This is a genomic window from Xanthomonas cissicola, from assembly GCF_008801575.1.
Lineage (GTDB): Bacteria > Pseudomonadota > Gammaproteobacteria > Xanthomonadales > Xanthomonadaceae > Xanthomonas > Xanthomonas cissicola.
Window position 1 is genome coordinate 1 of the sequence record NZ_VZPL01000089.1, and the last position, 14,067, is coordinate 14,067.

Here is a 14,067-nt window from a genome sequence, read left to right on the forward strand (position 1 = left end):
TGGTCTTGTTGGCGTCGTAGACCTTGAACGCGAGCGGGTTGTCCGAATCGCGGCCTTCGAAACCGATCTTGCCGATGCCGGGGAAATATTCTTTCGCGCCGATGTACACGGTGTTGCTCATGGGGTGTGAAGTCCTTGCTGCTGGGGGAGTTGTAGAAAAACTATCGATCAACCGGCGTAGAGCGGGCTGACGACATGCAGGTGCTTGAGGAAGGTCTGGTAGTGCTGCTGATACTGGGCCACACGCTGCGGGTTGGGCTGTGCGGCAAGCGCATCGTCCACCTGCAGGTGCTCCAGCACCACGTCGGCCAAGGCCGCGTCGCCGCCATCGGCGCGCTCGCAGGCCCACAATGCCTGTAGCGCGGCACCGAACGCGGCGCCTTCGGGCTGGGTCGGCACCACGACCTGCAGGTTGAAGATGTCGGCCACCATCTGCCGCCACTGCGCGCTCTTGCTGCCGCCGCCGGTGAGCAGGATGGTATCGAACTGCAAGCCCGCAGCAACGAAGGCATCGAAGCCATTGCGCAGGCTGTAGGTCGCACCTTCCATCGCGGCGCGATAGAAATGCGCGGCGGTGGTGTTGTGCAGATCCATCCCGAACAGGCAGCCGCGCGCAGCCGGCAGATCCGGGGTGCGCTCACCGTTGAAGAACGGCAGCAGCACCAGCCCGTCGGCGCCCGGCGCGGTGTCGGCGATCATCGCTTCGGTGTGGTCGCGGGTGATGGAGAACATGCGCATCACCGCCTCGGTGGCGACGGTGCAGTTCATCGTGCAGATCAAGGGCAGCCAGCCGCCGCTGGAGGAGCAGAACGCGGCCCAGCGCGCCTCATCGTCCACCACCGGGTGATCGGCATAGGCGAACAAGGTGCCCGAGGTGCCCAGGCTCATGGTCAGACGTCCGGGCACTACGTTGCCGGTGCCGATGGCGGCCATCATGTTGTCGCCGCCGCCGGTGGTGACGCGCACGCCGGCCGGCAGATTCAAGGCATCGGCGGCTGCATCGGATAAGGCATAGACCGCGCCGGTCTCCACCAGCGGCGGCAGTGCCTCGCGCAGGTCGCGTTGTGCATCGACCGCACTCAGCATGCGCTCGGACCACTGCCGCGTACGCACGTCCAGCCAGCCGGTACCGGAGGCATCGCCCACTTCGGCAAAGCGCTCGCCGGTGAGCCAAAAGTTCACGTAGTCGTGCGGCAGCATCACCGTGGTCATCGCGGCATACGCATCGGGACGATGCTTGCGCGTCCACGGCAATTTGGACGCGGTATAGCCGGCCATGATGGGGTTGCCTGCCGCGGCCACGCTGCCTGCGGCGCCGCCGACGGCGGCCATGATTTCATCGCATTCCAGCGCGGTGCTGGTATCGCACCACAGCTTGACCGGCGCGGTGACGCTGCCGTCGGCGGCCACCGGCACGAAGCCGTGTTGCTGGCCGGAGACGGAGATGCCGCGCACGCGCGCACGCTGTTCGCCATCGAGCTGCGCGAAGCAATGCACGATGCCGTCGATCCACCACTGCGCCTGTTGTTCGCGGGTGCCGTCGTCGCGACTGATCAGCTCCATGGGCGCTGCGATGGTGGCGACCACGGCGCGATCCTGCGGATCGTAGGCCACCAGCTTGACGCTCTGCGTGCCCACATCCAGTCCTACATACAAGCTCATTGCGTCACCAATCGGTTGTTGTTGAGTCCCACCTGCTGGGTGCGGCCTGCGCCCAGTTCCAGGTCCAGGGTCTGCCCTGCGTAGGACAGTTGATAGCGCCCGCCACGATCGCTGTGCAAGCGTGCGTGCTGCAAGCGACCGCCCTCCCATTCCAGATCCACGCTGGCGCCGCCACGCACGCGCAAACCGCGCACGCTGCCGCGTGGCCAGGCCTTGGGCAAGGCCGGCAGCAGGAACACGCTACCGCCCCAGCTTTGCAGCAGCATCTCGGTGATGCCGGCGGTGCCGCCGAAGTTGCCATCGATCTGGAAGGGCGGATGTGCGTCGAACAGGTTCGGATAGGTGCGTTCCGGCGAAATCAGCAGTTGCAGGATGCGGTAGGCATGCTCGCCGTCGGCCAACCGCGCCCACAGGTTCAAGCGCCAGCCGATGCCCCAGCCGGTGGCGTTGTCGCCACGGATTTCCAGCGAGCGGCGTGCGGCCGCAGCCAGTTCCGGGGTATCGCGCAGATTGATCTGACTCGAGGGATGCAAGGCGTACAGATGCGAGACGTGGCGGTGGTGGATCTCCGGCGCCTGCATGTCCCAGTCCTGCTGCCATTCCTGCAACTGCCCCGCCTTGCCGATGCGGTTGGGCGGCAATTGCTCGCGCAGGGCGGCCAATTGCTGGGCCAACTGCGCATCGATGCCGAGCAACTTGCTCATGGCGATGCATTGCGCGAACAAATCGCGCAGCAGCTGCGCGTCCATGCTGGGCCCGGCGCACACGGCCGCGCCGAAGGGGTGCTGATTTTCCGGCGACATCGACGGATTGGTCACCATCGCGCCGGTCTGCGGATCGCGCATCAACGTGGCAACGAAGAACTCGGCGGCGCCCTTGAACAACGGGTAGACCTTGCTCAGGTACGCGCGGTCGCGGCCGTAATCCCAGCGGTCCCACAGTTGCTGCAGCAGCCATACGCCGCCCATCGGCCACAGGCTCCATTGCGCGCCGTCGATCGGGCCGGCCTGGCGCCACAGATCGGTATTGTTGTGCACCACCCAACCCGGCGCGTCGTAGATCGCCCTTGCGGTGTGCGTACCGGTCTGGGCCAGATCGAACAGCATGGCTTCCAGCGGTTCAACGCATTCGTGCAATGCGTTGGCCTCGCTTGGCCAGTAGTTCATCTCGGTGTTGATGTTGATGGTGTACTTGCTTTCCCACGGCGGCTGCATCAGGTCGTTCCAGATACCCTGCAGGTTGGCCGGCTGGGTGCCAGGCCGCGAGCTGCAGATCAGCAGGTAACGTCCGTATTGGTGATACAGCGCAGCCAGTGCCGGATCATTGCCTTCGGCGAACCGCTGCACGCGTTCGTCGGTAGGCAGCTGCGTGGCATCGCTGCTGCCGAGGTCGATCGCCACGCGCCGGAACAGGCGTTGATGATCGGCCAGATGCGCACGCAACAGCGCGGGGAAATCCAGCTTGGCAGCCTTGCGCAGGCGTGCGGCGGTCAATGCGAGCGGATCGCCATCGACCGCATCGAAGCGTTGGTAACTGGTTGCTGCGCTGAGCAGCAACACCACTTCATCGGCCGCGTCGATGCGTAGACGGTCGCGCACCTGGCTCAGTTTGCCGCCACTGACCTGCGGCAGCACCCGCAATGCAAACCGCAACCTGCCTTCGATACCTGCAAAACTGCCGTTGCGACCACTGAACAGCAAACCGCCCGGCTCCGCGGTGACCTCGCCGGTTTGCGGGCTGTCGATGCCCACACGCAGCGAGATACCGCCGGGGCGGTCGCACGACAGCCGCACCACGATGCATTGCGCCTGCGCGCAGACGAATACCTCGCGCCGATGCACCGCGCCGCCGGAGCGGAACGTGGTGGTGGCCACCGCCGTGTCCAGATCGAGCTGACGGCGATAGTCGCTGATGCCGTCGGCGCGATCGAAATCCAGCAGCAGATCGCCCAACGGTTGATACGGCATCTGTTTGAGCGGACGCGAAAGCAGCTTGGCATCGGCCAGTTTTTCGGCTTCTGCGTAACGACCGGCGAAGATCAGCGCACGCACCTGCGGCAAAGCCGCCAGCGCGTCAGGGCTGGTTGAATCGTAGGGCCCGCCTGCATACAGCGTGTCTTCGTTGAGCTGCAGGCGCTCATGGGCGATACCGCCCCACACCATCGCGCCCAATCGCCCGTTGCCGACCGGCAAGGCTTCTACCCATTCATTGGCCGGTTCGCGGTACCACAGCTGCAGGGCCTCGGCAGCCGCGACGGGCGGGAGCGCGGTTGTTTTCGAAGCCTGCGTGGCCTGTGCAGCTGCCGGCACGGCGCCCAGGACCGCGATGGCGGCCCCGGTCGCCTTGCACAGCTCACGACGGGTCAGCACGGCAACCGCCGTGCTGACTGACCGGAACCGCGCGCGCCTGCCTTGCGGCGTTCCGGCATCTGGGTGCTCATCGACTGAAAACGGCCTGCGATCATCGACGACGCGCTTTGCCCGACGCAATCTTGCGCTGCAACACGCTGACCGGCTTGCCGTCGTACTGGATGCTGGCGTCGGTCTTGGGCGCGAGCGCGCCGGCATCCTCGCGCGGGCCGTCGACGAAGCGCACGTTGATGGTGCGTTTGGCCTGCATGCCGGTCCAGCTGCCTTCGCGCTTGCCGATGCTCAACTCGCCCTTGGCCTGGTTCCAGACCAGCGGGATGCGGCTGAACTCGCCCTTCTCGTAACCATAGCCTTTGCCATCGTCTTCATACAGCGAGAACTGGCCATCGGCGCCGGTGTAGACCACCACGGTGAGCGGTGCATCCGGCACCTGGTCGACGTATTCCTGCACCGGGCCGGTGGGCACGATGGAACCGGCACGCACGAACAACGGCATGCGCTCGATCGGCGCGGCTGCTTCGATGCTCTGGCCGCCCTCGTAACGCTTGCCGGTGGCGAAATCCAGCCAGCTGCTGCCGGCCGGCAGATACACCTGCCGCGAGGTGGCGCCGAAGCGGGTCACCGGTGCGACCAGGAACGCCGGCCCGAACAGGTACTGATCGTTGATGTCGCGGACCTTGGGGTCGTTCGGGAAGTCCATCATCATGCCGCGCATGATCACGCCATCGCGCTGGTAGGTGTCGCCGGCCAGGCTGTAGATGTACGGCAGCAACGCATAACGCAAACGGTTGTAGTAGGCCATGCTCTCGTAGAACGGCGTACATTCCGGTGCGATGTTCCAGATTTCGCGGTACGGGAACTGGCCGTGCGACCGGAAGATCGGCACGAACGCACCGAACTGGAACCAGCGCGTGTTGAGCTCGCGCCATTCCGGCAGGTGGGCCGGATCCTGGTCTTCATAACGCTTCTCCACCGCAAAGCCGCCGATGTCGAAGGTCCAGTTGGGCAGGCCCGACAGGGCCATGTTCACGCCACCGGAGATCTGGTCGCGCATGTCGTCCCAGCGCGACACGATGTCGCCGCTCCACACTGCCACCGCATTGCGCTGGGTGCCGGCATAGCCCTTGCGCGAGAGGATGAACACGCGCTTGTCGTCGGCCGCACGGTCGCCCACGTACACGCCATGCGTGTGTGGCAACGGGTAGGAGTTGAAGTATTCGGTGGACGAGCCCAGCGCGTTGGGCGTGGTGCGGGCCTTGCGCTCGGCGATGTCCAGGTTGGAATGCACGTCCGGCTCGTCGGCGTCCATCCACCAGGCATCGAAGCCCTTGCTGTTGAGCTTTTCGTTGATCTGGCGCCAATAGATCGCCTGCGCCTTTTCCGAATACGGGTCGTAGAACGAGTTCTTGTAGCCCTTGCCGATCCAGTCCAGTTCGCCCACTTCCACGTTGCGCTTGAACATGAAACCGGCAGCGTCCAGCTCCTTGTAGTTGGCGGTGGTGGGATAGAACTTGGGCCAGATCGAAATCATGATCTGCGCATGCATGTCGTGCACGGCCTTGACCATGCCGTCCGGGTCCGGGAAGTGCTGCTTGTCGAAATCGTGCGAGCCCCAGGCGTCTTCCGGCCAGTACGACCAGTCGAGCACGATGTTGTCCAACGACAGTTTGCGCTTGCGGTATTCGGCCACCGCGCCCACCAGCTCGTCCTGGCTCTTGTAGCGCTCACGGCTCTGCCAGAAGCCGTAGGCCCATTTGGGCAGCATCGTCGACTTGCCGGTGAGTTCGCGATAACCGGCCACCGCCTGGTCGTACGAATCGGCGGAGACGAAGTAGTAGTCGATCATCTGGCCGGCTTCGGACCACAACGACAGATCCTTCGCTTCGGCGGCCGGCAGCGGGTCGCGATGCAGCAGCGCGATGTAGCTGGGGTCGATCAGGTCCCATTCGATCTTGACGGTGTGGCGCTGGCCCGGCTCGAGATCGAGCTTGAATTCGTGGTTCCACGGGTTCCAGTTCTGGCGCCAGCGGTCGATCACCAGCTTGCCGTCCACATACAACTTGGCGTATTCGCTCGAATACAGCGAGAAGGTGTGTTCGCCACCGGTGAGCGCTTCGATCTCGCCCTCCCAGGTCACTTGCATGCGGCTGTTCTTGTCCTTGGTGATCGCCTTCTTCGGGTACTTGGGCAGATCGCTGAGGTATTGGTAGCTCACCTCGCTCTCGCGGCGTTCGAGGATTTGCTTGCCGTTGATCGCATAGCGTGCGGTCAGTGCGCCGGCCTTGCCCTTAGCGTCGTACAACTTCAGCGTCTTCGGCAGCGGCTGCAGGCCGCGCGGGTCGCCCAGGCGGGTGATCGAGTTGTTGTCCCACAGCAGGCCGTAGTTGCGGCTGGACACCAGGTACGGCACCGCCATGTCGATGTTGTTCTGCTGCAGCTCGACATTACGGCCCTTCTGGTTCATCCAGCCCTGCTGGTGCTGGCCGAAGCCGTACAGCGCTTCGTCGTCGGGCGACTGGAAACGCTGACGCACGCGCAGGTACTGCTTGCCCTCCACGTTCAGCGGCGCAAAGCTGCGCCCGCCGGCCACTTCCGACAGCACCGGTTTGCCGTTGGCATCGGCAAAGCTGACATGGCCATCGACGGTGGAGATGCTGGCAGTGACCTTGCCGGTCTTCAGCTGCACGCTGTCGCCCTGCTCGGCGATCTGGAACGCGGTGTCGCCCTGCACCGGCACGCGCATCAGGCTGGGGCTGCGCGCGAAGTCGCCGTCCGGATCGGCGCTGACGCGGATGATGCCGGCATCGACCACCTGCAGGCGCACCGGTGCGGCGCCCTTGGCGCTCGGCACCACGGTGACGCCATCGGCGGCCTTGCGCACTTCCTGCGCGTGTGCGGCATTGGCCAGCAAGGCCAGCGACAACGCCAGGCACTGGGCCAGTGACGTAGGTCGGTTGGCAGGCATGGCGCCGGCAGAACGGATGGTGGTTTGCATGATCACTCCCTTTGAATGACGAAACGGTGCCGCGGGGGCGGCAGCGCATGGGTAAGGCGAGGCGATGCCGTCGCGGCGGCGTCGCGGCGTGGTGGCAGGCGCACTTATTTGTAGGTTGCCAGCTTGATCTTGAGCAGCTGCGGCACGCTGGAAAAATTGACGCCGTAATCGGTCTGGTCGCCATTCCAATTGCGCTGGAATTTCCACTCGTTGCCTTCGTACACACCTTCCTCGACACGGTCGTAGATCATGTTGGCAGTGGCGTCGCTGGCCGGATGCAGGGTCACGCGCGCGTGGTAACCGGTGACCAGGAATTCGTCCGGGCTCAGTTCGGCGATCAATGCGGCGCCGATCGGTTCGGGATTGCCCGGCGGCTCGCCCTTGAACCAGAACTGCGGCACGCCATAGGTGATGGTGGCGCTCCAACGGTCGTTGAGCTTGAGCTCCTGCACGGCCTGGCCGGGTTCTTCGGCAGTGCCATGCAGCTTGCCTTCGGAAGCGGCCTTGGCGAACGGCCGCATCCCCATGCTGACCGCCTGAAATCCGAGCGCGAACGGCGCCAGCGTCTCTTCGTTGACGTGCTTGGCACCGAGCGGACAGTTGGAATAGCGGGTGTAGTCGATGCCGAAGGCCGACCAGCCGATGCCGTTGTGGCCCAGCGTGGGATACAGATAGCGCGCGTATTCCGGGCGGTTGCCGGTTTCGGCCACGAACAACGCGTTGTCCGGGCGTGCGTAACGTTCCAGCACCGTGGTGTACATGCGGTATTCGGGCATGTAGATGTCCGGCGCCAGCAGGTCGATGTGCGGGCCGGCCGCCTTCCACACATCCAGCACGTTGTCGGTGGGTCCACCGCTGGCGTACTGGCCGGGCTGGCCCGGATTGAACGGGCCACGCAGCGCAGCATTGACGTACATCGGCAACGGATACTCGGCCTTGCCGGCTTGCGCTATCTGGTCGATGTAGCGGCCGATCGACCACGCGTGGAAGATCTCGTCGGCATCGGCACCGAACACCTGCGCCCAGGTGCCCGGCTGCTTGTTCATCCGTTTGATCAGCTCGTCCGGCACCTGGCCGTCGAACAGCTTCTGCGCCATCGGCGAGAAGTCGCGCACGCTGCCGTAGGTGCCCGCCTCGTTCTCCGGCTGGATCATGATCACGGTGTGCTGCGGGTCCACCTTTTTCAGGTGCTGCATGAAGGCGACGAATGCCTTGCGGTCGGCATCCAGGGTGGCCTGCGCATGCGGCGACAGCGAACCGATCGACTTGCCTTCGCGGGTGACCACGCGCGGGAAGCGCTGGTTGTCGGTCTTGACCCAATGCGGCGCGTACTGCGGGCCGTTGTTCTTCCAGGTCGCAAACCACAACAGCACCAGTCGCACCTTGTGCTCGCGCGCCTGATTGAGCAGCGTATCGACGAAGGAAAAATCGAACCTGCCTTCTTCCGGCTCCACCTGTTCCCAGGCGATCGGCACCTGCACGGTGTTGGGGCCGAGCACCTGCATGGCCGGCCAGACCTTGTCCATGATGCCGGGATAGTTGCTGGAGTTGTTGACCTGCGCGCCCAGGATCAGGAACGGCGCTCCATCGACCATCAACGCATGCTTGCCGTCCTTGCTGACGAACTGCGGCATCGGCGTCTGCGCCGCCGGCGCCGCTGCCGTGGCAGGCGTGTTCGCTGCGCTACCGGCAATCGGTGCGACTGCGACCGGCTTGGCTTTGTCGTCCTGTTCGCCGGATTGGCACGCCGCCAGGGCCAGCGCCAACGCGGACAGCAGCAGCGGACGCAGGCGACGGCGTGCAGGGGAAGAAGCGATCACGCGTGCAACGGGGGAATGCATGGACATAAGGCTCCGTGTCACCAGGTATCGGTGCGGAAAGGGGAAACAGGAAGGGCGTCGCGATTGATCAGATTGGCGTCGTCCGGGTTTTCGCTCCAGCCGTAGCGCACGGCGACCGGTGCGGCGACGGCATCGCTACGCACGATCACGCGGTCGCCATCGATCTGCGCGGTGGCCGGGTGGAAGCGTTGATCGGCGCCGGCAATTCGAAAGCCCTGCACGGCACCGCCGCCACGCACCTGCAGCGCGCTGCCCTGCAAATCAAAGCCCAGCACCGCCTTGCCGCCGTCAAAACTTGCGCGCTTGAACACCGGCGCGCTGTACACCAGCGTTTCGCCATACGCCACATGCCGCGCCGCCAGTGCAAGGCGATGACCCACATCGCGCTTGTTGGTGGGATGGATGTCGGTGGGGTTGCGATATCGATGATCACCGCCTGCCCGGTCGCTGGCAGCGCCAGCGTCTTGGACTGCGATTCGCGCAACAGCGCCCACGGGCTCAGCTCGCCCTTGTCGCCGCCGGCCTTGAAGTTGGCCAGCTGCACCCACAGGAACGGCAGCGTTTTGTCGCCACGCTCGGCACGCCACTGCTGGATCATCACTGCGAACTGCTCGCGGTATTTCACCGCGCCGGTGTCGGTGGCATTGGTTTCGCCCTGGTACCAGATCATGCCCTTGACCGGGAACGGCTGCAGCGGATGGATCATCTGGTTATAGAGCAGCGTGGGCAGCTGATTCTTGTTGTCGGTCAACGACACCCGCACTGCGGCCGGGCGGAATTTCCAGCCGTCCAACGCGCGTTTGGCACCGGCGCTGGTCTGCACGAAGCGCTGCTCGTCCGGGCCATGCATGCCGCCACCGCCGCTGAGGTCTTCCACGCGGACCGCAATGTGGTTGACGCCGGCCTTGAGCGCCGCAGCCGGCACCTGATACACGCGTGGCAGGTTCCATTGCTTTTCGGTGCTGCCGACCTGCTGGCCGTTGACGTAGGTGGTATCCGAATCGTCGATCTGGCCCACGCCCAAGGTGATGCCGGCCTTGGCCTCGGCAGCGCTGAGCGTGATGGTGGTGCGATACCAGGCGATGCCGTCCATGCCGTCGTAGCCGCTGGATTCCCATTGCTTGGTGACCGGGATGCTGTCCCAGTCGCTGTCGTCGAACGCCGCTTCGCGCCATTGCGGCATCTCGTCCTCCACCTTGGGCCAACGCGCGATGCGCTTGCCGGTGGCCGCCTGCGCTGCGGCGTCGCGTTGCTTGATCGCCTCGATCGCGCCCTGGTTCTGATCGGCATTCAGGCCCAACGACGCGGCGTCCATCCATGCTTCGATCGCGCTGCCGCCCCAGGTGCTGTTGACGATGCCGATCGGCACGCCGGTGCTGGCGCGCAGCTCCTTGGCGAAGAAATAGCCAACCGCGGTGAATTCACCGGCATTGGCGGGCGTTGCGGCCTTCCACTCGCCACCGGTCAGGCGCGCCTGCGGCTGCACCGACCACGACTTGGGCACCTTGAACTGCCGTAGCTGCGCATCGTTGGCAACGGCCACCGCTTGCGGGCCGTCGCTGGCCTGGGCCAGCGGCCATTCCATGTTCGATTGCCCGCCGGCCAGCCACACATCGCCGACCAGCACATTGCGCACCTGCAGCTCGCCCCCGTCGCCCTGCACACGTAGCACGTACGGACCACCGGCTGCATGCGCAGGCAGCCTGACCTTCCATTGCCCTGTTGCATCGGCCTTGGCGGTGGCGCGCTTGCCGTCGAAGCTGACCGCGATCGCGGCGTTGGGCGAAGACCAGCCCCAGATGGGCATCGGCTGATCGCGCTGCAGCACGGCGCCATCGGCGAACAGCAGCGGCAGCGTCGGCACCGCCCAGGCACACGGACTGACCAGCACCAGGCCCAGCAGGCAGCCACGACGAACGAAAGAAGCGGTCATGCAGTGATCTCCAAAGTCGGCGCAGCCAGGCGCCGCACAGCGCCGTACACGGTAAGACAGCGCGATGACGCGCGCAGCGAGGCCGCGCTCATCGTGGATCGCCATAGAAGATGCCACGGCCGCCGGTGGCAAAGTACACGCGGCCGGCAATCCGCGGGTCGCCGGTCACGCTATACGGTTTGCCGAAGCGATGGGCATCGTCGTTGATGCGTCGCCAATGGGCGCCTTCGTCGTCGGAGCGGAAGATGCCATCCACGCCCGCCACGCGCCCGGCCAGATACAGGGCCGGCGGCGCGCCAGCACGTAGCGCCTTGCCGATGCCCAGCGAGCGCGCTTCATCTGGTTTGGATAGCGTGCGCAACTGGCCGTTCTGCCAACGCATCACGCCCAGCGTCGGGCTGGCCAGATACACCACGCCCGCACGCCAGGGGTCGGGACGCAGTTGCGGGCGCGCACGTTCATCGCGCGCCGGGCTGCCAACCTGCTGCCCGGTATCGCGAAAGCTGCCCGCGCCATCGCTGCTCTCGTACAGGCGCCCACTCACCCGGTCGGCCGCATACCAGCGCTGCGCATCGACGCGGTCGGCCACCACCACTGCGGTATCGGGCAAGCCCTGCACGCGCTGCCAGCGCTTGCCGAAATCGCCAGTGCGCCACACCCCGCCTTGGTCAGGCACCCACACCACCTGCGATGCATCGGCGGCAATGGCAATGGTGCCTGCCCCCTGCCCACGCGGCGGTTCACTTGCGAATGCAGCCCAGTGCGTGCCCCCGTCCTGCGAATACAGCGCGCGGATCTCGTTGTTGCGGCGATCGCGCACGGTGCCGCTGCGCACCACCCACTGCGGCGCCTGGCCGGCGCCATCGATGCTTTCGCCATTGGTCAGGCGCGGACCAAGATACTGCAACTGTGCGGTGTCCAACGCGTCATGCCGGAAGCCATCGATATCGCCCAGCGCGCTGAGCAGATGCGCGCCGGCCATCGGGCTGAGCAGATCCAGCGGCACGGTTTCTTCCAGCCCACGGTCCTGGAACCACCACTGCAGCGGCTGCTGCTCTGAAAACGTCTGCAGATTGCGCGAGGCCCAGATGCCGTAGCCGGTGACGAACATGGCGTGGTTGCTATCGAACGGATCGATCGCCAGCGCGCCTATCCAGTGCGGTGTTGCGTGCGCGGTCCACGGCGCGGCGCTGTGATCGAACTGCGCAGCCGCCAACAGCGGAACCCAGCTGCGTCCGCCATCGCCGCTGCGAAACACCTCATCGCGCGGCGTGCGGCGGCGGAACGTGCTGGCCAGCAGCACCTGCGGATGTTGCGGATCCACCGCCACCGCGCCCCAGCCGAAACCATCGCCAGTCGCTGGTTGTGGAATCGGGCTGATCTCGCGCCAGCGGCCTTGCGTCGCGTCGTAGTTCCACAGCGCGCCACCGGCCATCAGATCCGGGCCGGGGTGATCGCCATAGCTCAAATACCACTGCCCAGCGTTGTGACCGACCATGTGACTGGGCCGTAGCCCCTTGGGTTGCCCGGCCACGGCCGACCAGGTGCGCCCCGCATCTTCGGAGACATACAGGCTGGTTTGCGCAGTCGAAACGCCCACATAGATGCGTGGAGTCGCAGCGCCAGCATGGCCGCTGGCGGCGTCGAACACCACGAAGGCGATTCCCACCGCCTGTTCGCTTCCGACATGGTTGCGCGCCGTGGCGCCAGCCAATGCATCGGCAGGAAATCCTTCCACCCGCGCCCAGTGCGCGCCGCGATCGTCGCTGCGCCACAGGCCCGCATCACGTGAGCCAAGCAACAGCACACGGCCGTCGTGCGGGTCAACGGCCAGCCGCTCGCCATTGGCGCGGCCCAATTGATTGCCACCGAGCTTGAACGGCAGGTCGGCGCGTTCGAAATGCTTACCGCGATCGAACGAACGCAACACCGCGGCATTGCCGGCGCGTTCGTGCATGTAGGTGCCAGCAGCCAGGTACAACGCGTTCGGGTCGGCAGGATCGACCGCAAAAGCGTCGATTCCCATCAGATTCCAATCGTCGGCGCCCAACCAATCGGTCAGCGCGACCCACTGCTGCGCCTGCGCGTCCCAGCGATAGGCACCACCGACATCGGTGCGTGCATAGGCAAGATCGCGTTCGGCGGGATGAAACAGCACACCGGTGACAAAGCCGCCCCCCCCGATGGCCACGCTGTGCCACTGATACGGGTCTGGCGTACCGGGCTCGTCCGCGGATGCCTCGGACGTCATGAAGAGCAGCACCAGCGTCAGGCAGACAGCAGTCAGCCACGCATGTGCTGCAGAAAAACGGCGCTTAGTAGGCGGATCGATCACGGCGATCATTCCTCCGGCTCCCCTCGCGATCGATGGCTTGGTCATCGATAGGAAAAACACCGGCCCAACGAGCTGCCTGCACAGCTCGCCGGACCGGCGACGCACTTCCTACGGCGCGTTCTACAGGCTGGCCCGCAAGGTCAGGCCATACCGACGATCGTTGATCACGAAATCGCGGTAGCGCGACTCGGTGCCCAGATAGCTTTCGCGACGGGTATCGAGCAGGTTCACGCCATCGAGCGAAATCGACCACACATCATTGATGTTGAAACGCAGCGAGGCATCCAGCTGGCCGAAGCCCTTGTTGTAGACCGGCAGGTTGCCGGTGCCGTTGCCCGCAGTGGTCACCAGCCAGTCGCTGCGCCAGTTGTAGGCCACACGGCCCTGGAAGCGCGCCGTTTCGTAGCTGAGGATCGCGTTGTAGCTGTTCTTGGACAGGCCCTCCAGCGGCACCGTCAGCGACTGGCCGTTGGTGTCGGTGGCGGTCGGGCTCGGCGCTTGGCTGTCGACGTAGGTGTAGTTGGTCTGCAGGCCGAAACCGCTCAACCAGCCCGGCAGGAAGTCGAAGAACTGCGTGTAACCCAATTCGGCGCCGCGGATCTTGCCCGAATCGCCATTGACCGGACGGGTGATCTGCCACACCTGGCCGTCGTACACCTCGTTGAAGACGGCATTGGCGATGAAGCCTTCCACCTTCTTGTAGGGCCTGTTAACACTAATGGCCCGAGCGATTAAACTATTGGGCATGGAGATCACGCCAGCACAATTTTCTCTGATCGAACACTGCCTGCCGGCGCAGCGCGGCAATGTCAGCATGACCAACCTGCAAGTGGTCAACGCCATCCTTTACGTTGCCGAGCATGGCTGCAAATGGCGCGGCCTACCCAAGCGCTTTGGCAACTGGCATACGGTCTACACACGCATGAACCGTT

At 65.1% G+C, this 14,067-nt stretch carries 6 protein-coding genes and 2 pseudogenes; 1 reads left to right on the plus strand and 7 read right to left on the minus strand.

The annotated features are described in order from the left end of the window. Positions 1-168 precede the first annotated feature (168 nt). From xylB to F7R02_RS22090, 7 genes and pseudogenes are all read right to left on the minus strand, one after another. Complete coding sequence (xylB, locus tag F7R02_RS22060; protein ID WP_078591090.1) at positions 169-1,662, minus strand: xylulokinase; 1,494 nt, start codon at positions 1,660-1,662, stop codon at positions 169-171. Continuing rightward, positions 1,659-4,031, minus strand: coding sequence for a glycoside hydrolase family 95 protein (locus tag F7R02_RS22065; RefSeq protein ID WP_078591089.1), 2,373 nt, complete (start codon positions 4,029-4,031; stop codon positions 1,659-1,661). Before F7R02_RS22065 ends, xylB begins: the two co-directional genes overlap by 4 nt. Positions 4,032-4,122: 91 nt before the next feature. Beyond that, the gene (locus F7R02_RS22070; protein ID WP_078591092.1) at positions 4,123-7,026 is read right to left on the minus strand and encodes a TIM-barrel domain-containing protein; all 2,904 of its coding nucleotides are present in this window, start codon (positions 7,024-7,026) and stop codon (positions 4,123-4,125) included. Between the two features lie 104 nt (positions 7,027-7,130). Continuing rightward, positions 7,131-8,873 carry a GH35 family beta-galactosidase GalD gene (gene galD / locus F7R02_RS22075; RefSeq protein WP_167521088.1) on the minus strand — a complete coding sequence of 581 codons (1,743 nt, stop codon included), beginning with the start codon at positions 8,871-8,873 and terminating at the stop codon, positions 7,131-7,133. Positions 8,874-8,884: 11 nt separating this feature from the next. After that, positions 8,885-10,800 (minus strand): annotated as a pseudogene (locus F7R02_RS22080) (sialate O-acetylesterase). An 88-nt stretch (positions 10,801-10,888) separates the two neighbouring features. Next, on the minus strand, positions 10,889-13,144 hold the full coding sequence (locus F7R02_RS22085; RefSeq protein ID WP_078591088.1) for a WD40/YVTN/BNR-like repeat-containing protein: 2,256 nt from the start codon (positions 13,142-13,144) through the stop codon (positions 10,889-10,891). A gap of 111 nt (positions 13,145-13,255) precedes the next feature. Continuing rightward, positions 13,256-13,837, minus strand: a pseudogene (locus F7R02_RS22090) (TonB-dependent receptor domain-containing protein); the annotation flags it as partial. A gap of 43 nt (positions 13,838-13,880) precedes the next feature. Between F7R02_RS22090 and F7R02_RS22095 the strand changes: the two are divergent. After that, positions 13,881-14,067 (plus strand): transposase (locus tag F7R02_RS22095; RefSeq protein ID WP_151210039.1); only part of this gene is annotated, 187 nt, incomplete at its 3' end.